Origin of the sequence: Cupriavidus pauculus (assembly GCF_022179805.1) — a bacterium.
In the GTDB taxonomy this organism is placed as follows: domain Bacteria; phylum Pseudomonadota; class Gammaproteobacteria; order Burkholderiales; family Burkholderiaceae; genus Cupriavidus; species Cupriavidus pauculus_E.
This window is the reverse complement of sequence record NZ_BPUO01000016.1, coordinates 47,509-68,495: the sequence shown is the minus strand read 5'-3', so window position 1 is coordinate 68,495 and position 20,987 is coordinate 47,509. Positions and strand designations below refer to the sequence as shown.

General features: G+C 65.4%; 20 protein-coding genes. 11 read left to right on the top strand and 9 right to left on the bottom strand.

The features are described 5' to 3' along the window. Positions 1–139 precede the first annotated feature (139 nt). On the top strand, positions 140–913 hold the full coding sequence (locus MFF62_RS25470) for a response regulator transcription factor (protein WP_238265916.1): 774 nt from the start codon (positions 140–142) through the stop codon (positions 911–913). Here MFF62_RS25470 and MFF62_RS25465 read toward each other — a convergent pair. Further along, positions 907–2,742: an EAL domain-containing protein gene (locus MFF62_RS25465; protein WP_238265915.1), complete on the bottom strand. Its 1,836-nt coding sequence runs from the start codon at positions 2,740–2,742 to the stop codon at positions 907–909. The two genes, MFF62_RS25470 and MFF62_RS25465, sit on opposite strands and share 7 nt — an antisense overlap. A 330-nt stretch (positions 2,743–3,072) precedes the next feature. On the opposite strand from MFF62_RS25465, the gene MFF62_RS25460 reads away from it, so the two are divergent. Next, positions 3,073–3,273, top strand: a complete 201-nt coding sequence (locus tag MFF62_RS25460) for a hypothetical protein (protein ID WP_238265914.1) — start codon at positions 3,073–3,075, stop codon at positions 3,271–3,273. A gap of 336 nt (positions 3,274–3,609) precedes the next feature. Beyond that, on the top strand, positions 3,610–4,260 hold the full coding sequence (locus MFF62_RS25455) for an HAD domain-containing protein (RefSeq protein ID WP_238265913.1): 651 nt from the start codon (positions 3,610–3,612) through the stop codon (positions 4,258–4,260). A gap of 85 nt (positions 4,261–4,345) precedes the next feature. On the opposite strand, the gene MFF62_RS25450 is transcribed toward MFF62_RS25455, so the two are convergent. Further along, positions 4,346–4,891, bottom strand: a complete 546-nt coding sequence (locus MFF62_RS25450) for a carboxymuconolactone decarboxylase family protein (protein ID WP_238265912.1) — start codon at positions 4,889–4,891, stop codon at positions 4,346–4,348. Between the two features lie 132 nt (positions 4,892–5,023). On the opposite strand from MFF62_RS25450, the gene MFF62_RS25445 reads away from it, so the two are divergent. Beyond that, positions 5,024–5,908 (top strand): AraC family transcriptional regulator, encoded by an 885-nt coding sequence (locus tag MFF62_RS25445; protein WP_238265911.1) that lies wholly within the window; start codon positions 5,024–5,026, stop codon positions 5,906–5,908. Here MFF62_RS25445 and MFF62_RS25440 read toward each other — a convergent pair. The 4 genes from MFF62_RS25440 to MFF62_RS25425 all read right to left on the bottom strand — a co-directional run bounded on the left by MFF62_RS25440 (position 5,902) and on the right by MFF62_RS25425 (position 10,604). Continuing rightward, positions 5,902–8,106: a TonB-dependent receptor gene (locus MFF62_RS25440; RefSeq protein ID WP_238265910.1), complete on the bottom strand. Its 2,205-nt coding sequence runs from the start codon at positions 8,104–8,106 to the stop codon at positions 5,902–5,904. The two genes, MFF62_RS25445 and MFF62_RS25440, sit on opposite strands and share 7 nt — an antisense overlap. 136 nt (positions 8,107–8,242) lie before the next feature. Next, entirely contained in the window at positions 8,243–8,629 is a 387-nt protein-coding gene (locus MFF62_RS25435) for a DUF3325 domain-containing protein (protein WP_238265909.1), read from the bottom strand. Continuing rightward, positions 8,626–10,305, bottom strand: coding sequence for a PepSY-associated TM helix domain-containing protein (locus MFF62_RS25430; RefSeq protein ID WP_238265908.1), 1,680 nt, complete (start codon positions 10,303–10,305; stop codon positions 8,626–8,628). The genes MFF62_RS25435 and MFF62_RS25430 overlap by 4 nt, the downstream gene beginning before the upstream one ends. Beyond that, the gene (locus MFF62_RS25425) at positions 10,305–10,604 is read right to left on the bottom strand and encodes a DUF3649 domain-containing protein (RefSeq protein ID WP_238265907.1); all 300 of its coding nucleotides are present in this window, start codon (positions 10,602–10,604) and stop codon (positions 10,305–10,307) included. The genes MFF62_RS25430 and MFF62_RS25425 overlap by 1 nt, the downstream gene beginning before the upstream one ends. Positions 10,605–10,927: 323 nt before the next feature. On the opposite strand from MFF62_RS25425, the gene MFF62_RS25420 reads away from it, so the two are divergent. Both MFF62_RS25420 and MFF62_RS25415 read left to right on the top strand, forming a co-directional pair. Beyond that, positions 10,928–12,526 carry a class I adenylate-forming enzyme family protein gene (locus MFF62_RS25420; protein ID WP_238265906.1) on the top strand — a complete coding sequence of 533 codons (1,599 nt, stop codon included), beginning with the start codon at positions 10,928–10,930 and terminating at the stop codon, positions 12,524–12,526. A gap of 8 nt (positions 12,527–12,534) precedes the next feature. After that, positions 12,535–13,395, top strand: coding sequence for an IclR family transcriptional regulator (locus tag MFF62_RS25415; protein WP_238265905.1), 861 nt, complete (start codon positions 12,535–12,537; stop codon positions 13,393–13,395). A gap of 24 nt (positions 13,396–13,419) precedes the next feature. Here the strand turns inward: MFF62_RS25415 and MFF62_RS25410 are convergent, their stop codons facing one another. After that, the gene (locus tag MFF62_RS25410) at positions 13,420–13,911 is read right to left on the bottom strand and encodes an MgtC/SapB family protein (protein ID WP_238265904.1); all 492 of its coding nucleotides are present in this window, start codon (positions 13,909–13,911) and stop codon (positions 13,420–13,422) included. Positions 13,912–14,002: 91 nt separating this feature from the next. On the opposite strand from MFF62_RS25410, the gene MFF62_RS25405 reads away from it, so the two are divergent. From MFF62_RS25405 to MFF62_RS25395, 3 genes are all read left to right on the top strand, one after another. Then, the gene (locus tag MFF62_RS25405) at positions 14,003–14,371 is read left to right on the top strand and encodes a 5-carboxymethyl-2-hydroxymuconate Delta-isomerase (RefSeq protein ID WP_238265903.1); all 369 of its coding nucleotides are present in this window, start codon (positions 14,003–14,005) and stop codon (positions 14,369–14,371) included. 110 nt (positions 14,372–14,481) lie between these two features. After that, positions 14,482–14,721: a DUF2789 domain-containing protein gene (locus tag MFF62_RS25400; protein ID WP_238265902.1), complete on the top strand. Its 240-nt coding sequence runs from the start codon at positions 14,482–14,484 to the stop codon at positions 14,719–14,721. Between the two features lie 152 nt (positions 14,722–14,873). Further along, positions 14,874–15,242, top strand: coding sequence for a hypothetical protein (locus MFF62_RS25395; RefSeq protein ID WP_238265901.1), 369 nt, complete (start codon positions 14,874–14,876; stop codon positions 15,240–15,242). Positions 15,243–15,282: 40 nt separating this feature from the next. Here MFF62_RS25395 and garD read toward each other — a convergent pair whose 3' ends face one another. Then, a complete protein-coding gene (garD, locus tag MFF62_RS25390; protein ID WP_238265900.1) occupies positions 15,283–16,872 on the bottom strand; it encodes a galactarate dehydratase in 1,590 nt (529 codons plus the stop codon). 16 nt (positions 16,873–16,888) lie between these two features. Then, positions 16,889–18,256, bottom strand: coding sequence for an MFS transporter (locus MFF62_RS25385; RefSeq protein ID WP_238265899.1), 1,368 nt, complete (start codon positions 18,254–18,256; stop codon positions 16,889–16,891). Positions 18,257–18,689: 433 nt separating this feature from the next. Here MFF62_RS25385 and kdgD point away from each other — a divergent pair, with 433 nt between their 5' ends. Both kdgD and MFF62_RS25375 read left to right on the top strand, forming a co-directional pair. Then, positions 18,690–19,604 (top strand): 5-dehydro-4-deoxyglucarate dehydratase, encoded by a 915-nt coding sequence (gene kdgD / locus MFF62_RS25380; RefSeq protein WP_238265898.1) that lies wholly within the window; start codon positions 18,690–18,692, stop codon positions 19,602–19,604. 374 nt (positions 19,605–19,978) lie between these two features. Beyond that, positions 19,979–20,971, top strand: a complete 993-nt coding sequence (locus tag MFF62_RS25375) for an isopenicillin N synthase family dioxygenase (RefSeq protein WP_238265897.1) — start codon at positions 19,979–19,981, stop codon at positions 20,969–20,971. Positions 20,972–20,987: the final 16 nt, after the last annotated feature.

The following is a 20,987-nucleotide window of genomic DNA, read 5'->3' as shown; positions in this document are numbered from 1 at the left end:
GACGGCCGGTTCCGGAACCCCGTCGGCCACGCGCGAACTGTCCCATTTAAGAAAACGCCGATTGTTGCGTCCATGGGCGGCCGATACGCTGCGTCGAGTTAATCCGATTCAATGCATTTCGCCCGTTTGATAGTGTCGTATGACTGCCAGAACCAATATTGCGCTGCTCGCCAGCAGCAACTCCCCCCTCCATCCCATGCAGGACCTGCTTGCCATTGCAGGATTCCAATGCAGCCTTTTCCAGGCCGGTCGCGACCTGATCCACGGCCTGGGGCATGACAGCTACGACATGCTTCTGATTGATCGCGATCTTTCCGACATCTCAGCCATCGACGTCGTTCGCGCGGTTCGCGCAGTGCGCAATCGCGATGTGCCGATCGTCATGTTCTCGAACGAAAGCGACGACGATGACATGGTGGAGGCGCTCGATGCGGGCGCCGACGACTACATCGTGCGACCACTCAATGCCCGCGTGCTGCTGGCGCGCCTTGCGGCGCTACGCCGGCGCATGGCCGGCACCCGGCTGCGCGCGAACATTCCCGTGCGCGCCGGTGCCTACGAACTCAACAATCCTGGACGATTCGCCACGCTGCATGGGCAACGCATTCCGATGACGCCCAAGGAGTTCGACCTCGCCATGCTGATGTTCGCCAACGCGGGCCGCATCCTGGCCACCCAGCGCATCGAGAACACCATCTGGGGCCACGCGTTGCCGGCGTCGTCGCGTGCGCTGGCCGGTCTGGTGTCGCGCATGCGCCGCACCCTCAACCTCTGCGCGGACACAGGCGTCACCATCACGGTGGTATACGCCCAGGGTTACCGGCTCGACGTCCTGGACAGCGCGGCGCGCGCCGAGCTGACCGCCAATCGAAATCCACACCTGATCAGCATCGGCGCCTTCGCCGATCATTGACTGTCCAGCTCACCTCGGGCGGCCAGATCGGCGATGTCGACATACGCCACGCCCTGGGGCAGCCCCTTCGCCCGGCGCTTGGCCAACGCCGCGGCAGCGCCAACCTGCTGGCTGCCGAGCCCCCACGCGGACATGGCCTCGACGCCCACATGGACGACACCCACCGCCATGGTCACGGGTGGAAAGAACATCGGACGTCCATAGCGGTCCTCGCCCTGGATACCGCCCGCCACACGGTCTGACGCCGTATACATGGCCAGAGCGCCATCGTTGAATCGGGTCATCGCGTCGCGCATGCGCGCTTCCCAGTCGTCTCCCTGAAACAGCACCAGGAAATCGTCGCCACCGATATGGCCCAGGAAATCGCGGGCCGGATCGCATGCCTGCGCCAGCACCGCCGCCGCGCCCTTTAGCAGTTCATCGCCCTTCCAGTAGCCATAGTGGTCGTTGAAGGACTTGAAATGATTGAGGTCGGCATAGCAGGCCTGGAACGAGCTGCGCGCCTCGATCAGGCGATCGATATGCTGGTTCAGCAGGATATTGCCGGGCAGGAACGTCAGCGGGTTGGCGTAGCGCGCGGCTTCCATCCGCACATCGGTAATCGCGCGCAGCAAGTCGGTACCCGTGCCGAGGCCGACGTAGCGGCCTTGTTCGGTGATCACGAAGCCGTCCGCCAGTCCGCGCGACGACGCACCGGCAACATGCTGGGCCATTTCCTCCAGCGTAGTACGGCGATCGAAACAGACGGGGTCGGGGCTCGCCATCGTGATGCACGCCTTGCGACCATAGAGTTCGCGATGAAAAGGCGTCGCATAGCGATCAATCAGATTCTGCCGATTGATCAGCGCCACCGGCCGTTGGTCTTTATCGACCACGGCCATGGCGTGCAGGTCGCTACGTTCATGGAATCGTGCCAGCACGTCGTTGTTCGACGTATCCGCGCCAACCGCGGGCATGGGCTGCAGCAATTGCCCGGCCGTCATGCCCGACCAGCCCGTGCGCAGGGTCTGCGGAAACACCGCGATCTGCCGCGATGCCAGCACGGTGCGCACCTCGGCTGAAATTTCGGCGGACGGTTGCGCGGCGGGACGACCAAGGAAGTACCCTTGCCCCGCCGCCACACCCAGGTCCCTGACCAGTGCCAATTCCTCTGCGGTCTCGATGCCTTCCGCGATCACCCGGCCGCCGAGCGCATGCATCAGGTTCAGCACCGCGCGCAAGACCTCCAGCTGGCGCGAGTTGCGGTGAATGTCTCGCACCAGGGCCTTGTCGATCTTGACGAACTGCGGCATCAGTTCGGCCAGCCGGTCCAGGTTGGCGTGCCCGGTGCCAAAATCGTCGAGCGCGTATTGCACGCCCAGGTCGCTGAGCACCGCCATCACCTGCGCAAAACTGGCCGCCTCGCCAACGGCAGTCTGCTCGGTGATTTCGATCACGACCCGCGATGGCGCGATACGTGCCCCGCTACCCTGCGCCCCGTCCAGGCCCAGCAGCGACGCCATGGCGCGCCCACCGCGATCGAGCAGATGGCGCAGCGTCAAAGGACTGAAGTTCAGGAACAGCTTGCCATGCAGTCTCAGCGTGGCCCACGTTGCCAGCGCGGTGCGCGCGGCGGCCATTTCCAGGGCCACCGTGATGCCGGTTTCCTGCGCCATGCGGAACAGCGCATCGGGCGAGGCGTACATGGAACCGGCCGGGCCGCGGATCAGGGCCTCGTAGCCCAGCATCTCACCCGTTGCCAGCGTCACGATAGGCTGGAACACCGCGTGCAGCGGTGGTGGTCGCACGGCCTCTCGGGCCGCAGCCGGATCGGGGGCAACGGTAAACATGAAGCGATTTCTGACGGATGGCAGGCCACCTGCTTGATAACGGCCGACCCCAAGCAAGCTTGAGCACGACTTTGCAATTCAGGCACACATGTGAAGCGCGCCATTGCAGGGCAAAAGTGTGTCCTCCGTATGACAGGTTCGCTGCATTGCAGCACAAGTCGGCCGCGATGGCAGTGCTTCAGCTTGGCGCTTCAAACGCCGTAATTCATGGAGATCCGATTCGCCGGATGGTCTTTGGCCGTTAGCATGGCCGTTCGGGCCAAGGCCACGCACGTGGCCGGCGGGAAGCCGGGATCAAGCCGAAACGGACGGAAAGCGCGGAGGACATGCATGCTACGCAAGGCAGCGGATGACGACACATCGTTCCAGGAAGATTTCGATGCAGCTGGCCGCGACTGGGCACCCAGGCTCAAGCCCTGCGGCACCTGCCATGCCTGCGAGCAGCCGGTGGGCCGCGCTGACCTGTTCTGTGGCATTACATGCCAATACGCTTTCGAGCATTTCGAAATGCGTTTACTGCGCAAGACCTGACCGGGCAGGCCGGCGATCCGAGGTGGATTCGATGCGCACAGGCACCTGAATCAACCGCGTGAACATTTCCTTTCAATTTCCTGTCAACCGCTCTCGTTCACCACCCGTTGAGGCGTGCATTACGGCGATTTCCGCAAGCCAGTGCAGGCCGCAAACCCAGCCCAGGCAAGGCAGATGTGTCCACGCGAAACACTTGGATCCAAGCCGTAACCGGTATTTACGAGTCCCGTCAGCAAGTTACAAAACTGTTGCACTTACGCACACTTTGTGTCGACTTTCTCACGCGAAACCCGGATACGCTTGATTCATCCCATCACCGATTGACCACGAAAAATCATGACTGAACGCCTGATCATGCTGGACGTACCCGGCGTCCTGTATTCGGACCGCTCCGCTGCCCGCCTGGGCGGTACGCCAAACACGGGAACCCTGCGGGATGTCAGGTTTTTCGATCCCATCGCCCTCGGTTTCCTGCGCCGCCTGTTCGGTATTGCCGGTGCCCGCGTGGTGGTGTCGGATGCCTGGCGCCGTGGCACGCCCGCCGCGATCTTCCAGCAACTGGATCTGCAGGTGGAAGGCATGACGCCGGCCGTGGCCGGTGGCCATGGCGCCGAGATCGACGCCTGGTTCAGCCAGCACGCGGCGCCCGGCGCCTGGGTCATCGTGTCGACCGCCCCGGCCGCCTCGTTCACCGATGCCCAACGCGCCCGCCTGGTACAGGTGGATCCCGCTGAAGGCCTGACCGTGGACAACTTCCGTCAGGCGCTCGACATCCTGGGCGTGGCCTGCCCGTCCACCGTCACGCCGGATTCGCGCGTGGAGCCGGGCCTCAAGGCCAAGCTGCGCCACCTGCAACGCCTGGCACGCGACGAGCCGGAGCGTTTCATGCCGGCCCCGGCCGCTGCCGAAGCGCGCGAACAAGCCATGGCCATCGCCGTGGCTAGCCTGACGGGCAAGCAACTGGAACCGGCGGTCATTTACGCCTGACCTGAAACCGTCATGTTGTGATGCAACAAAAAATGGGCCGCCCGCGAGGGCGGCCCATTTTGCTTGGGCGAGTGCGCGTGACCGCTTAGCGCGCGTTCAGCTTCACTGCCGGGAAATCGACCGGCACATTGAATGCCACGTTGATGTAGTTGGTGAACAGGTTCAACGCGACGTGCGCCACGATCTCGACGATTTCTCCGTCGTTGAAGCCCACCTCACGCAGCCGTGCGACGTCGGCATCCGATGCCTGGCCACGCGCCTCCACCAGTTGCAGTGCAAACGCCAGGGCAGCGGCGGTCTTCGGATCGTCGGACTGGCCCGCTTGCGCCGCCGTCATCTCGGCTGACGATGCGCCCGCCTTGCGGCCCAGCGCCGTATGGGCGGCCAGACAGTATTCGCAGCGATTGCGGTCCGCCACCGCCACGGCGATCTGCTCGCCGAGCTTGGCAGGAATCACGCCACCGCCAAGCGCGCCAAAGGCGCCCCACATCGACTGCAGTGCAGCCGGCGAATTCGATACGGCGCGGAACATCTGCGGAACGCCGCCAAAGGCACCCTCGATCTGGGCCAGCGCGGCCTGGCTGCCTGCGGGGGCGGTCTTGGGTTCGGGAACGGGGATACGTGCGGTCATGATGGAATCTCCTTGATGAGGTGTTTGCTCGGGATCGAGGTCAGGACGTCGCCGTCCATGGGTTCCACTATGGTCGCTACCGGCGTACGATGGGATACCATTCGTCCAGGAAACATACCAATTCATCCAGCCATGACCTCCGTCAGCGCCGCGCCGCCCATCGACCGCCTGTCCTCGCTGCTGGAGCGCTTCCGCATCCAGGCGCACCTGTTCCATACCGGACCGCTGTGTGGCATTACCCGATTCCATGAGCCCGACCGTGGATTCCTGCACGTGATGCGCGAAGGCGAGATGAGCATCACCCATCAGGCCAAGGGATTGCCCCGGCGCCTGGACATCCGCGAGCCGTCGCTGCTGTTCTATCCGCGTCCAGTCCTCCATACGTTTCACAACCCGCCGGCCGAAGGCTCGCAGTTCTCGTGCGCGACGCTGGAGTTTGCCGGCGGCGCCCGCAATCCGCTGGCCCGCGCCCTGCCGCCGCTGATCGTGCTGCCGCTGGCCGATGTGCCGGGCCTGGCGCCCGCCCTGTCATTGCTGTTCGCCGAGACCGAGCGCGTGCGGTGCGGTCAGCGCCTGCTGGCCGACCGGCTGTTTGAAGTGGTGGTAATCCAGTTGCTGCGGTGGATGCTCGATCATCCCGCGCAGGTCGGCATCCAGCCGGGGCTGATCACGGGTCTCTCCGATCCGCGCCTGGCACGAGCGCTGGTGGCCATGCATGACGCACCGGGAGATAGCTGGAATCTGGAAACGATGGCGGCTTGCGCGGGCATGTCGCGCAGCGCATTCGCCACGGCATTCCGCGATATTGTCGGCCAGACGCCGGCCGACTACCTGACCGACTGGCGCGTGAGCCTGGCGCAGGCAAGGCTGCGCGATGGCGCGCCGCTCAAGCTGCTGGCCGACGAACTGGGCTATGCCAATCCGTCGGCCCTGTCACGTGTGTTCCTGGCCCGGGTGGGCCAGTCTCCGCGCGACTGGCTGCGCGCGGAGCAGGCACAACAGTCGCTACTTCAATAGTCGACCGTCATCGATACCTTGAAGGTACGCGGATTGCCAATGAAGAGCGTATTGTTCGACGTCGAAACGCCAGCCCAATAGTCCTTGTTGCCCACGTTCTCCACGGCCGCGCGCAGCGTGTAGCGCATCTGCGATGCCTTGAAGGCGTAGCGCGCACCCAGGTCGAAGCGGTTCCACGACGGCAGTGCAATCGTGTTCGTCGGATTCGCGTACTGGCGGCCGGTCTGGATGTAGCGGGCCGACATCGTACCGCCCGCCAGGAACGGCAGGTCATACTCCCCGCTCAGCGTCACGGTGTAGTTCGGCACGCCCACGCCCTTCTTGCCTTCGGTCAGCGGATTGCCGGTGTTCTGGTACGCCGAATCGATATACGACACACCACCCAGCAGGCGCACGCCACGCAGCGGCTCGCCGAATACGCTCAGTTCCACGCCACGGTTGCGCAGTTCCTGCAGGCCGAACACGTTGTTGGCTTGCGTCGTGCCGATCGGTTGCTCGATCTGGAAGAACGCCAGCGTCGAGCCGAACGAACCGGCGTCGTACTTCACGCCCGCCTCATGCTGCTTGGACTTGACCGGCGGGAATACCTCGCCACGGTTCACGGCGGTGTTGCCTGCCGTCGGACCCTGTGCCAGACCCTGGATGTAGTTGTAGTACACCGACACGTTCTGCAGCGGCTTCACCACCAGGCCGAACATCGGCGACGTGGCGGAATCGCTATAGGTCGACGTCTGGGCACCCGTGGCCGTTGCATAGCCGCGCACGTTGATCACCTGCTGGCGCACACCGGCGGTCAGCAGCACGCGATCGTTCAGGAAGCCGAGCGTGTCAGACACCGACACGCCATTGAGATTGACGCGCTGCGTGACGTACGGATCGTTCATGTTGCCCGTGGCCGGCGCCGACGGGTAAGCCACGACCGGCGCGTTGTACAGGTTGGTCGCGAACGAGCTCGAGAACTCGAACGCGGTGGCCTTCTTCTGCTCCAGCCCCGACCAGCTCACGTTGACCGTGTGATTGACCGGACCGGTCACGAACTTGCCGCGCACACCCACTTCACCGCTGTACGTGTCCTGCTCGAACGGCACCGTCAGGCGCGTTGCCGTGCCCACGCCGTTGTTGCCCACCGTGGCGCCGCTGTAGCTGCCGAATTCGTTGGTGTGATGGCCACCGAAGGCCGCGTAGGCTGTCCAGTCCTTGGCGATGTCGTATTCGGCGCGGATCGTGCCGTAGATATCCTCCAGCGAGGAATTGGTCCACGGTTGCGCGAAGTTGGTCGTGGCGGAGGGCACCGGCGGCAGCGCGGTACCCGACAGGTTCACGGTGCTGCGGCCCTGATAGATCCGCTGCTTCTGATAGCCGAAATCGGCATTCACGCGGAACTTGTCGCCCTGGTAATCCATGCCCAGCGTGAACAGGCGCTGCTGGCGGCTTTCGTTGTCGATCGCCGTGTCACCGCCACGCGCCATCGCGTTGACGCGCACGCCGAACTCTTTCTTCTCGCCAAAGCGACGGCCCACGTCCACATGGCCGCCGGCCTGGCCGTCGCTGGTGTAGTCGAGCGTACCCTGCGTGATCGGCGCTGCCGTGGCGTACTTCGGCACCAGGTTGATCGAGCCGCCTACGGCCGTGCCGGCCGGCGACACACCGTTCAGGAACGCGCTGGCGCCGCGGAACACTTCCACGCGCTCCAGGCCTTCGGTCGAGGCGAGCTGGCGCGGCGCAATGCCATACAGGCCGTTGTAGCTGATGTCGTCGGACGTGAGCTGGTAGCCGCGCACGACGAACGTTTCGGCAAAGTTGCCGAAGCCCGAGCTGACGCGGATAGCCGGATCATCGGCCAGCACCTGGCCGATGGTACGCGCCTGCTGGTTCTGGATCTGCTCGGCCGTGTACGACGTGATGCTGAACGGCACGTCCATGAAGTCCTGGTTGCCCAGCACGCCAATGCGGCCACCACGCGCCACCTGACCGCCGGCATAGGGCGCGGGCAGTTGGTCCGGCGACGCTGCGCCCTTGACGGTGACGGTGGGCAGCGTCTGCTGGACAGGCGTTTGCGTGGCGGGTTGTGCGGCTTCCTGGGCAAAGGCCAGCGAAGGCAGCACGCCGGCGGCCGCGAGTGCCGTGACGAGGTGACGCAGGGGGGTTCGCGACGAGCGCGAAGCGCGCGCACGGGCGCGAGATACGGCAAAAGACAAGATGACACTCCCTAAAATAAAACGATTTCTCCCGCACCGCGCGTAGTCTCACGCGGCGGACAGGGCGGCATGACCCGAGTCCACGAATGGCGGCACCGCTCTGCCGGCGGTGCTCGTTGAAGCAAAACTGGTGGGGCTAGGACTGCGCGAGCCAGGGCGACGCCATGGCCGCCACAACGCCCAGCGCGATCGACGCGCGCGCCAGGCGCGGCGTGGCTTGCGGCGCCCACGAAAACGCGCCCATCACGGCGAGCGCGCCCACGTTCAGCAATCCGGCCCAGTAGACGACGCCGAAGGCCCAGCCTTCGGCCAGCACGCAGGCTGCCAGGGCCAGCGACAGGGCCAGCGCACCCTGCCAGCGCAGGCGTGCGGCGTATGCCGGTGCCGGGACGCTGCCCCGGCCGAACCGGTCCGCGTGATGGCGATCCATGGCCTGGGCCAGCCACATGAATCCGGCGATGGAGAATCCGAGGCCGGCGATGCACGCCGCCGTCAGCGAAATCGCCGCGTGACCGTCGCTCATTGCGACACCTCCCGCGACATCTCGCCCACGCTGCCCGCCACGCGCGGCGCACCGCGCTTGGCACTTGCCTTGGCCGGCACCTTGAACTTCACCTTGGCCTGCGCCTTGCCGCGCTTGCCCAGCATCCACGCCGTCGCGCCCAGCCCGATGCCGAGCACCAGCACGGTCAGGTCGAAGCCGGCAACCACGGTCGGGCCATGGAACAGCGTCACGCCAAGGTGCGTCGACGTGGTCAGCGCGTTCAGCACCGGCAGGCCGGCAAAGAGCACCGCCGCCGCCCACAGTTGCACCTGCCACATCGCACGCGTGGGACGCCACTGCGCCAGCAACGCAGCCAGCGCCCAGGCGGCAAAGAATGCCTGAATCTCGGTGGCCTGACGTTGCGCCAGATCGACTGGCAGCAGACGGTTGGCCCAGAAATACGTACCGAATGCGATGGGCAGCCCGGCAATCGCGCCGATGTTGAGCGCCTCGACGAGCCGCAGCCCGAACGGCGTGCGTCCCGTGACGGCAATCTGCTTGGCATGACGCTGGCGGGTCTTGACCGCCCACAGCACGGCGCCCGTCGCCACCATCAGGCAGCCGGCAATGCCCGATACGAAGAACAGCGCGCGCAGCAGCGGCGACGCGAAATGCCCCACGTGCAGGCCCACCATCGTCCAGCGGGTGGTGCTGGCGGCGGCCACCTCGTCGCCCAGCGTCGCCTTCAGTTCGCCGGTCGGGCCGGAGAACACCACGGTAGGCGTGGTCGTGCCGAAATTGCGGCCTTCCTCGCGCGCGATGGCCACGGTGGAGTTGGCCTTGTTCGGGGCTTCGACGGTAATACGGTGCGGCGCGGCGCCGTTCCAATGCGCCGATGCCTGCGTCAGCATCGGCACCACGGGCGCCAGCGGGCCGGCTTCCTTGGTCGGCTTGACGCGCGGCGCGCGTGCCGCGAGTTCGGCATTGAACGCCTGCTCGTTGCCCTTGTACACGGCCTGGATACCCCACGGCATGTACATGAACAGCAGCGTGACCAGGCCCGTGTAGGTGATCATCAAGTGGAACGGCAGCGCCAGCACGGCCATCGCGTTATGCGCGTCCAGCCATGAGCGCTGCCCCTTGCGGGCGCGGAACGTGAAGAAGTCGGCAAAGATACGGCGGTGCGTGATCACGCCGCTGAGAATGGCCACCAGCATGAACATCGTGCAGAAGCCGATGATCCAGCGCGCCCACAGCGCCGGCATGTAGTGCAGGTCGAAGTGCATCCGGTAGAGGAACTCTCCACCGCGCGTTTCGCGGGTTGCCAGCGGTTCACCGGTAGTGGGATCGAGCGTACGGATCTCCAGCCGCGCACGGTTGGACTTGCCGGCGTCCTCGGGCTTGGCCGGACGCAGCCAGAACATCGAGATGGCGGGATTGCGCGCGTCGGGCAGCGAGATGAACCAGCGCTCGGCGTCGGGTGCCTCGCGTTGCAGGTAGGCATAGGCGCGCTCGGCGGCATCGCCGTCCGACACCTTGTGGGTCAGCGCGCCATGCAGCTCCGGCTTCATCCAGATGGTGATCTCTTCCCTGAAGTAGCTGGCGGTGCCGCCCATGAACACCAGGAACAGCACCCAGCACACCAGCAGGCCCGCCCAGGTATGCAGCCATGCCATCGACTGGCGCAGCCCCTGGCCTTTTTTCAGTTCAGTCATCACGCACCACGCAGGGCAAGCCAACCTGCCGCCAGTACGGCAGCCGGCACGATCAGGCCGATCCAGGCACGCCAGGCGGTGTCCGCGGCGAATACCCAGATCACGGCCAGCGCAAACCAGAGAAACGACAGCAACGTGGATGTGACCACGGCCTCGGGCCGGGCCATGCCGGCCCAGCTAGCCAGAACCAGCGAAAGGCATCCCGTGGCCAATGCGGCCACGGCATAGCCGCCGAGGATGGCGGCCATTGCGCGCGAGGCAATCGCCATGCGATAGCCCACCGGAACGCCTTGCTTCATGTCTGTGCTGTATCAGAAAAAATCCAACGCATATGATAAGCGTTCTTATTCTCGTTGTCTGCAAAGCCATACAACAGCGTGGCTTTTGCGGCCCAAACATGGGGAGGCCTGTCGCATACATACCGCACATCCGACAAAACCTTCCGGGCCTGCCACGGAGGCGGCGCCTGGCGATATTCGCACAAAGTTTGAGCGCAATTCCGCTATGCAGAACCATGGTTCCGCTGTGCGGTTGACCTCGCTGAAATTCGATGGGACGATCCCTCACATCGAATACCGGCGCGACACACCCTGCGACGCCGGACGCCTTAGCTGGAGACATCATGCGCAGTACCGCTGTACCTGCGGCCCGCCCTGGGTCCGCCGCCACGCCTCAAGCCGGTTCCTCCCCCTCCGATTCCCCGCCCCCGTTCGAACCCAAATTCGCTCGCCTGCACCAGACCATGTCGCCCTGGGTGGCCAGCGAGCCGGACCGCATCGCCATCATGGATGCGCACCGCAGCCTGCGTTATGCCGAACTGGACGCCGCCGTGCGCGCCACGGCCGGCACGCTGACCGACCTGGGCGTGCGCGGTGGCGACCGCGTGGTGCTGGTGACCGAAAACAGCGTGGGATGCGCGGTGCTGCTGCTGGCGCTGAGCGCCATCGACGCCTGGTCGGTACCCGTCAACGCCCGGCTGTCGCAACGCGAGATCGGCAATATCGTCGAGCACGCCGGCGCCCGCGTGACGCTGTACCTCGACAACGATTTCCCCGAAGCGCGCGAGCATGGCCTGGCGCGTGGCGCGCAATGGGCCAACTGGCCGCACGTGGGCAAGCTGCTGGTCAGCGCCGTGGACGACAGCGTGACGCCCGAACCCGTGGAGGCCGACCCGCGCCAGCAGGTGGCGGCGATGATCTACACGACGGGCACCACCGGCGCATCGAAGGCCGTGATGCTGACGCACGCCAACCTGATGTTCATCGGCCACTCCAACCGCCTGCAGTCGCGCATCCAGCCGGGCGACCGCATCTACGGCGTGCTGCCGATCTCGCACGTCTATGGCCTGTCGGTACTGCTGGTAGGCCCCGTGTCGAACGGCGCCACCGTGTTCTACGAACCGCGCTTCCGCCCCGACAAGCTGGTACGTACGCTGATCGACGACCAGTTGACCGTGCTGCACGGCGTGCCGGCCATGTACGCCAAGATCATCGAATGGGGGCGTGCCAACGGCCAGAGCCTGCGCACGCCGTCGCTGCGCATCGCCCAGTCGGGCGGCGCACCGCTGACGGCGTCGTTGAAAGCGGCGTTCGAAGACGCCTTCGGCATCGTGCTGAACAATGGCTACGGCATGACCGAGACCTCGCCCACGGTTTGCCAGACCCGCGTGGAACACCCGCGCAGCGACTGCTCGGTGGGCCCGGCCGTACCCGATGTGGAGATCCGCCTGGGCAATCCGCTGCCCGACGGCAGTGGCGAGCTGCTGGTGCGCGGACCGAACGTGATGAAGGGCTACTACCGCCGCCCGGACCTGACCGCGCAGACGATCGACAGCGACGGCTGGCTGCATACCGGCGACCTCGCGCGCATCGATGACGACGGCGCCGTGTCCATCGTCGGCCGTTCCAAGGAAATCATCATCCATTCGGGCTTCAACGTGTATCCCGAGGAAGTCGAGCAATCGATCAATGCGTTCCCGGCCGTGCTGCAATCGGCCGTGGTGGGCCGCGCGGTGGAAGGCAACGAGGAAGTGATTGCATTCGTCGAGGTGCGCAGCGGCATGACGCTGGACGACGCCGCCCTGCGCGCGTTCCTGCGCGAACAACTGTCGCCGTACAAGATGCCCGCCGAGATTCGCGTGGTGGCGCAGTTGCCCGCCGCGCCGTCGGGCAAGATCCTCAAGGCCCGGCTGCGCGAGCAGCTGGCGGCCGGCAACGTTTGAGCAGTCTCATGGAAAACACCCTGACCGAATTCCCCGACGCCGATATGGATGCTGATATCGACACCCAGGCCGACGCCGCGCCGGCACGAAAGGACAACCGCAAGGAAGACCGCCACTTCGTGACGGCCCTGGCACGCGGGCTCGACGTACTGGCCTGCTTCCGCGCGTTCGACGCCGAACTCGGCAACGCCGAGCTGGCGCAACGCTGCGGACTGCCGAAATCGACAATCTCGCGCCTGACCCATACGCTGACCGAACTCGGCTACCTGCAGGCGCTGACCGACCCGGTGCGCTACCGGCTGGGCAGCTCCGCGCTGGCGCTGGCACCGGCCGGCCAGCAAGGCGCCGATGTGCTGTCGGTGGCCAGGCCCTTCATGCAGGAACTGGCTGAACTGTCGCAGGGGGTGACCTCACTGATCGTGCGCGATCGAGGCCGCATGCTGATCTACGAGAACTGCCAGTCGGAGAGCTACCTGACGTTGCGCGTGCCGGTGGGCAGCCGCGTTTCGGGCCTGACCACCGCCGCCGGCCGCGCCTATCTGCTGGCCTTGTCGCCGGCCGAGCAGCGCCAGGCACTGACGGCGTTCCGGGGCGACGACAAGGTGAATGCCGCCCAGGCCGAAGGCATCCTGTCGAACAGCCGCGACGAACAGCGACGCCTGGGTTGCACCACGTCGTTCGGGGAATGGCTGCCGGATATCAATTCGATCGCGCTGGCATTCCGACCGGGTTCGTCGCTGCCGCCAATGACGCTGAGCTGCAGCGGCCCCAACGCGCTGGTGCCGCCCGCCCATCTGCTGGAAAAGGTCAGGCCGCTGCTGCTGCAACACATCCGGGGCATCGAAGCCGCCCTCGGGGTGGCCGCCTGATCCTGGCCCGGTGCCGCCACGCGCTTAGAGTGGCGGCAGGTCACCCTCATCGTCGCGCTCAGGCGGCAGCTTCTTCGTGAGCCGGCCGTCGAAGCGCGCGTGCAGGCTGGTTTCGAACCGGCCGCCCAGCCTTAGCAGCAAGATGCCAAGCACGAGCGAGATCACCACGATCGCGTAGTAGCCGGCGCCCGCCGCCGCACCCAGGATGGCGGACAGCCAGATGGCCGCCGCCGTGGTCAGTCCCTGCGGGCGATCATGCGCGCCATGCCGGGCAATGACCCCTACGCCCAGGAAGCCAACCCCCGTCAACAGCCCCTGCAGCACGCGCGACATGGCGTCGGACGGGTGTCCGTTCAGGGCCACCACGCAGACGGCGGCCGCCGCGCCCAGCGAGACGATCCCCAGCGTGCGCATGCCGGCCGCCTTGCCGTGCAGGTTACGGTCCAGGCCGATGATGGCACCGGCGGCAAGCCCGCCCAGCAGGCGCAGGAAGAGTTCGAGCGAGAATTGTTCCATGCCGCACAGCTTAACGCGTGGCACGCCGACATGACAGCCAGGATTTGCCGTACGATGCGGGATCTCCTGCCTTCCAACGAAAGCCGCCCCCATGCCGCATCTGATCATCGAAATCACCGAAAACACGCGCCTGACCTGCTCGCAGGAAGAACTGCTCGACGAAGCCAATGCGGCGCTGCTGTCGAGCGGCCAGTTCCAGGAGCCCGACATCAAGTCGCGCTGCGTCATGCTGCCGATCTTCCGCCAGGGCACGGAACAGGCCGATCGCGCCTTCGTGCATGCCACGTTGCAGATCCTGGACGGCCGCGAGCAGGCCGTGCGCAAGCAGCTTGGCGAACTGGTGGTCAACGCGATTTCGGAAATGGTGCGCCCGGGCGCCGCCGGACAAACCGTGCAGGTCACGGTGAACGTGGTCGAAATGGAACGCGCCACGTTCTCGAAGCAGATCATTGGCGGCTGATTTCGCGTACCCCGATTTCAGCGGCAGTCCGACTACCGACTCGCCCAACCTGGCCTAAGCTGGAAGCTGCCACGGCCGCACCGGCGGCCAGCCACCCCAAGGACGACGCCATGGATACGCCATTTCATCAGTTCTCGGACCTGTTCGCGCAGCTCGGCCTGCCGTCCGACGAGGCCAGCATCCGGGCCTTTATCGGCAGCCATTCTCCGCTGGCGTCCGACGTCGACCTCTGGGATGCGCCGTACTGGACGCCGGCGCAGGCTACGCTGCTGCGCGACGAGATCATGGAGGATGCGGACTGGGCCGAGGCAGTGGACCAGTTGAACCTGGCATTGCGCGCGCCGGCCTGAGCGGCCCGTACGATCCGCTGCGGCCGGCACCGATGGTCATGGACGGCCATGTGGAATCGGCGCTACCATCGTTTCAGCCACCAGACCGGTGGCCCGCAACCCGCCTTCCGCCGCACCGCAGCGGAACGCGAGTACGTGCCTGGGAGACTTTCATGCTGCTGCGCCGTCACGCATCGCAACTTGCGTTGCTTACCGTGTTGTTTGCTGGCCTGACGCCCCTGTTCCATGGGCACGCACAGACGCCGCAGCCTTCGTCGGCCGGCGACGCCGCCATCAACGATGCCATCAACGACGCAGTGCGCCAGGGATCGATCCGGTTCCAACCCACGCCGTCCACCCCGCCGTCGCTCGAAGATCAGTGCGACCAGCTGGCCCTGCAGATCGGCGAGACGCCAAGCCGCAGCTATCGGCCGTCGAACGCGCCGGTGGAAAACAGCCAGGGCAATGAAATTTCGACCGTCGAGCGTGACCGGACGCGCCGGCAGCTCCAGCGCGTCTATCGGGAAAAGTGCATGCAGTAGGCCGGGCTCCGGCCGCCCCAGGCGGCCGGGACGATAACGCTCAGGTCACCGGCGCCGGGTTGAACAGCGCCAGCGAGTTGTGCAGCCCGTGGTGCTCGGCCCAGGTCTTCTTGCGGCCGCTGGCCACGTCGATCATCAGGCGGAACAGCTCCCAGCCCACGTCCTCGATCGTGGCTTCGCCCGTGGCGATGCGGCCGGCGTTCACGTCCATCAGGTCGTGCCAGCGGCGTGCGAGGTCGCTGCGCGTGGCCACCTTGATCACCGGTACTTCGGCCAGGCCGTAGGGCGTGCCGCGGCCCGTGGTGAAGATGTGCAGGTTCATGCCGGCGGCCAACTGCAGCGTGCCGCAGATGAAGTCGCTGGCCGGCGTGGCGGCGTAGATCAGGCCGCGCGTCTTGACCTTCTCGCCCGGCGCCACGACGCCCGAGATCGGCGCGCTGCCCGACTTCACGATCGAACCCATGGCCTTTTCGACGATGTTCGACAGGCCGCCCTTCTTGTTGCCCGGCGTGGTGTTGGCGCTGCGGTCCACGCGGCCACGGTCCAGGTATTTGTCGTACCAATCCATCTCGCGGATCATTGCCTCGGCCACTTCGGGTGTGGCGGCGCGCGAGGTGAGCTGGTCGATGCCGTCACGGACCTCGGTCACTTCCGAGAACATCACCGTGGCGCCGGCACGTACCAGCAGGTCGGTGGCAAAGCCCACGGCCGGGTTGGCCGTGACGCCCGAGAAAGCATCGCTGCCGCCGCACTGCACACCCACTACCAGCTCGGAAACGGGCACCGTTTCGCGCTGGCGGGCGTTCAGCTTTTCCAGATGCGGGATGGCCATCTCAAGGATCGAATCGATCATCGAGCCAAACCCCACGTGCTTGTCGTCCTGCAGGCAGACCACGCCCACCTGCACTTCGCCCGCGCCGGTCTGGATCGGAATCGTGCCCGGCGGCATCAGGCGGTCCGGCTGCAGCTTTTCGCAGCCCAGGCTCACCATCATCGCGGTGCCGCCAAAATTCGGGTTCAGCGCGATATTGCGCAGCGTGCGGATCGGCACCACGGCGTCGGGTGCGTCGATGGCGACGCCGCAGCCGTAGGTGTGCTCCAGCCCCACCACGTCATCAACGTTCGGATACTTCGGCAGCAGTTCGGCCTTGATGCGCCGCACCGCGTGGTCGACCACGCCGGCCACGCACTGCACGGTCTGGGTGATGGCCAGGATGTTGCGGGTGCCCACCGAGCCGTCCGGATTGCGGAAGCCTTCGAACGTATAGCCGTCCAGCGGCGGCAGCGGCTCCGGCAGGCGCGTGCTGATCGGCAGGTCGGTCAGGCCCGGCGCCACCGGCATTTCGATCACGCGCTCGTTGACCCAGCTGCCGCGCGGCAGGTCCTGCAGCGCGTAGCCGATGGTCACGTTGTAGCGCGTGACGGCATCGCCCTTCTTCAGGTCGACCAGCGCCACCTTGTGGCCCTGCGGCACGCGTTCCACCAGGGTCAGGCCGCACGGAAACACTGTGCCGGCCGGCAGGCCGCCGTCGTTGGCGACGATGGCCACGTTGTCACTGGCGTGGATGCGGATGTACAGCGGCGGGCGTTGCTCCGCAGCCTGGGCGTTTTGTACCGACAGGTCCGACATGATGGGGATTCCTTCTTTATTGGGGGTGCTTCAGTTCGACGCGGCGGATGTCCTTGACGATCACCAGGTAGCTCAGCACGCAGACCAGGGCATTGACACCCACGAACACCAGCGCGCCGTTGAACGAGCCCGTGGTGCTCAGGATATAGCCGATCACGATTGGCGTCACGATGCCGGCGATGTTGCCGAACGTGTTGAAGATGCTGCCGGCCAGGCCGATCACTTCCTTGGGCGCCGTATCGGCCACCACGGCCCAGCCCAGCGCGCCAATGCCCTTGCCGAAGAACGCCAGTGCCATGATGGCCACCACCAGCCACTCGGCATCCACGTAGTTGCAGGCCACCATCGTCACGGACAGCAGCATGCCGGCCACGATGGGTACCTTGCGCGCCACGGTCAGCGAATGGCCACGGCGCAGCAGCGTGTCGGAGATCACGCCGCCCAGCACGCCGCCCAGGAAACCGCAGATCGCCGGCAGCGAGGCCACGAAACCGGCCTTCAGGATCGACATGCCGCGCGCCTGCACCAGGTACACCGGGAACCACGTCAGGAAGAAGTACGTCAGCACGTTGATGCAGTACTGGCCCAGGTACACGCCAGCCAGCATGCGGTTGGTCAGCAGTTGGCGGGCGTAGAACCAGCCGGCCGGGTTGGCGCTCTTCGCGGCCTTGCCCTCGCCTTCGCCTTCGCCCATCTGGATCAGGCCGCCGCCCTGCGCGATGTGGTCGAGCTCGGCCTGGTTCACGCCCGGGTGCGTGGCCGGGCTGCGCATGACCTTGAGCCACACCAGCGCCAGCAGCATGCCCATGATGCCCATCCACAGATAGACGTGGTGCCAGCCCCAGCTATGGACGATCCACGCCATCAGCGGCGTGAACACCACGGCCGCAAAGTACTGCGCGGCGTTGAAGATGGCCGATGCGGTACCGCGTTCGGCGGTCGGGAACCAGCTTGCCACGACCTTGGCGTTGGCCGGAAAGGCCGGCGATTCCGCCAGGCCCACGGCAAAGCGCAGGGCAAACAGCACGGTAATGGCCTGGCCGAAGATGGCCAGCGCGCCAATCCAGCCCTGCAGCAGCGTGAAGAACGACCAGAGGAAGATGCTGAACGCGTAGATGCGCCGCGCGCCGAAACGGTCGAGCAGCCAGCCGCCCGGAATCTGCGCCATCACGTAGGCCCAGCTGAAGGCAGAGAAGATATAGCCCATCTGCACGGCCGAGAAGCCGAACTCCTCGCGCATGGCGGGGCCAGTGATGGACAACGTGGCACGATCCGCGTAGTTGATCGTGGTCACGATGAAGATCAGTGCCAGGATCCAGTAGCGGACATTGGTGCGGCGGGCATCGGATGCCACGGCAGCGCTTGAAGTGGGTGTTGCGTTCATCTGGGTCTCCTCACAGCCGGTAGACCTGGATGCGGGAATGCGTCGGGACCGGCTTGTGATATGTCGTCGTACGACCGGAATTATAAGGACGGGGTTCCGTCCACCGCAGTGCGCGTTTACCCTGCCCTGGTGCAAATTGCCATGTTGCAGTGCATCGCAAAAATTCCTTTGCTTTCAATTGGCTTGCGGCTCTCCGGTCGTTCAGACCACCGCTCCGCCCTCACGTGTTGGCATGCCAGCGCTGGCCGGAACGCCACCTTCCAGACCCTCCCAACCGGGGTTTTCCCTCGGTTTCGTCCATACCGCTTGCATGGTCAAGTTGTTAGTTGTACGATGACTTATCTCGAAACATCCAGAACGATGGAGCGAGGTACTACCAGCCTTGTTCCACACCTAAACCATCATTCGCCATGTGGCGATCAGGAAGAGCGACATGACTACACCGCAAGAACTTAAGCAGATTATTTCCGAAGGCCTGCTCTCGTTCCCCGTCACCGATTTCGATGCGCAAGGCAACTTCCGCGCCGACACCTATACCGAGCGCCTGGAATGGCTGGCTCCGTACGGCGCCTCGGCCCTGTTCGCCGCTGGCGGCACTGGTGAGTTCTTCTCGCTGACGCAGCAGGACTATTCGAACGTGATCCGCACCGCGGTGGAAACCTGCCGTGGCAAGGTGCCCATCCTGGCCGGCGCCGGCGGCCCGACCCGCGTGGCCATCGAATACGCAAAGGAAGCCGAGCGCCTGGGCGCCCACGGCATCCTGCTGATGCCGCATTACCTGACCGAAGCCAGCGAAGACGGCATTGCCAACCATATCGAAGAGGTTTGCAAGGCCACCAAGTGCGGCGTGATCGTCTACAACCGTGCCAACTCGCGCATCGGCGCCGACCTGCTGGCCAAGGTGGTGGACAAGTGCCCGAACCTGATCGGTTTCAAGGACGGCGTGGGTGACATCGAAGCCATGGTGCGCGTGCGCCGCAAGCTCGGCGACCGCCTGGCCTACCTGGGTGGCCTGCCCACCGCCGAAGTCTATGCCGCTGCCTACAAGGCACTGGGCGTGCCCGTGTACTCGTCGGCCGTGTTCAACTTCATCCCGAAGACCGCGATGGACTTCTACCGTGCCGTGGCCGCTGACGACCACGCCACCATCGGCCGCCTGATCGACGACTTCTTCCTGCCGTACCTGGACATCCGCAACCGCAAGCATGGCTACGCCGTGTCGATCGTCAAGGCCGGTGCCAAGCTGGTGGGCCACGACGCAGGTCCGGTGCGCGCCCCGCTGACCGACATGACCGAGGAAGAACTCGGCATGCTGGACGCCCTGATCAAGAAGCTGGGACCCCAGTAAGCTGGCAGTAACCGTATCGAGTTGAAGCGTTGGGAGCCGACACAGTCGGCTCCTTTTTTTTGGCCCAACCGTTCGCGCCAACCCTTTGCACCAACGCCGGCGCTACGGTGCACCACACTGGGCATGCCGCGCGCCATCCCGGTGAAAGCCGGCGCCGTTTCGGGCACAAACGGCTGGCCTGAAACCTGCGTTGTCTCAACCCGAAGAGTAGAAGCGTTCAACCACCCCCCTGTTCCGCTCGGATCAGGCAGGCGGCAGGAAATTGCTCTTGATGTCCGCCATCGCCGCGGAACTCGAGCGCCCTGCTTCCGCCATCAGCCTTCAGTTCCACGGTCGGCCGGACCCGTTCAACCATTCCTGAACCCCGGAACGACATGACCGACACCACCCTGTCCCTGCACGAACTGACGCGCGAATCGCGCATGGGTGCCCACGGCACCGAAACCGACACGCGCGAGATTCGCCGTATCGACCTGTCCGACTTCGACCGCCGCAAACCCGAGATTGCCGATCAACTGTGGCAGGCCGCCGTCGATATCGGCTTCTTCCAGCTTGAAAACCACGGTATAGACCTGGCCGCCGTGCGCGAGGCGTTTGCGATGACCGAACGGTTCTTCGCGCTGCCCGAGTCGGTGAAAGCGCAATATCCGCTGCAGAAGGCCAATAACGCCGGATGGGAAACACGCGCCCAGGTGCGCCCGTCCACGGGCACGCCCGACCAGAAGGAGTCGTACCAGATCACGCGGCCGCATATGGCGCCGCTATGGCCTGCCGAGGCGGAACTGCCCGGGTTCCAGGCGACGATGCTCGCGTTCGAGCGGCAATGCTGGGACGTCGGCATGAAGGTGCTGTCCTGCTTCGCCGACAAGCTCAGCTTTGACGCCGGCTTCTTCGCGCGTGCCCACGACCCCGCCGCCCCCGACTACCAGAGCACGCTGCGCCTGCTGCACTACTACGCGATTCCGCCCGAGGCCCAGGACAAGCTCGATCTCTGGCGCGCCGGCGCGCATACCGATTTCGACTGCCTGACGCTGCTGTTCCAGCGGCAGGGCCAGGGTGGCCTGCAGGTCTGCCCGGGCAAGGAAATGGAAGCGCAGGCGTGGACGCCTATTCCGCCCGACGAGGATGTCATCACCTGCAATATCGGCGACATGCTGATGCGCTGGAGCGACGACGTGTTGCCGTCGAACTTCCATCGGGTACGCAATCCGGTGCCGGGCGAATACATGGGGCCGCGCTACAGCCTGGCGTTCTTTTGCCAGGCGAATCGCGAAGCCGTGATCGAGGGGCCGGGCAAGCGCTATCCGGCCATCGCCGCCGGAGAATTCCTGCGGCAGCGGGTGGCGGCGAACTTCAAGGCCTATTGAGTCCGTCCGGCCGCCC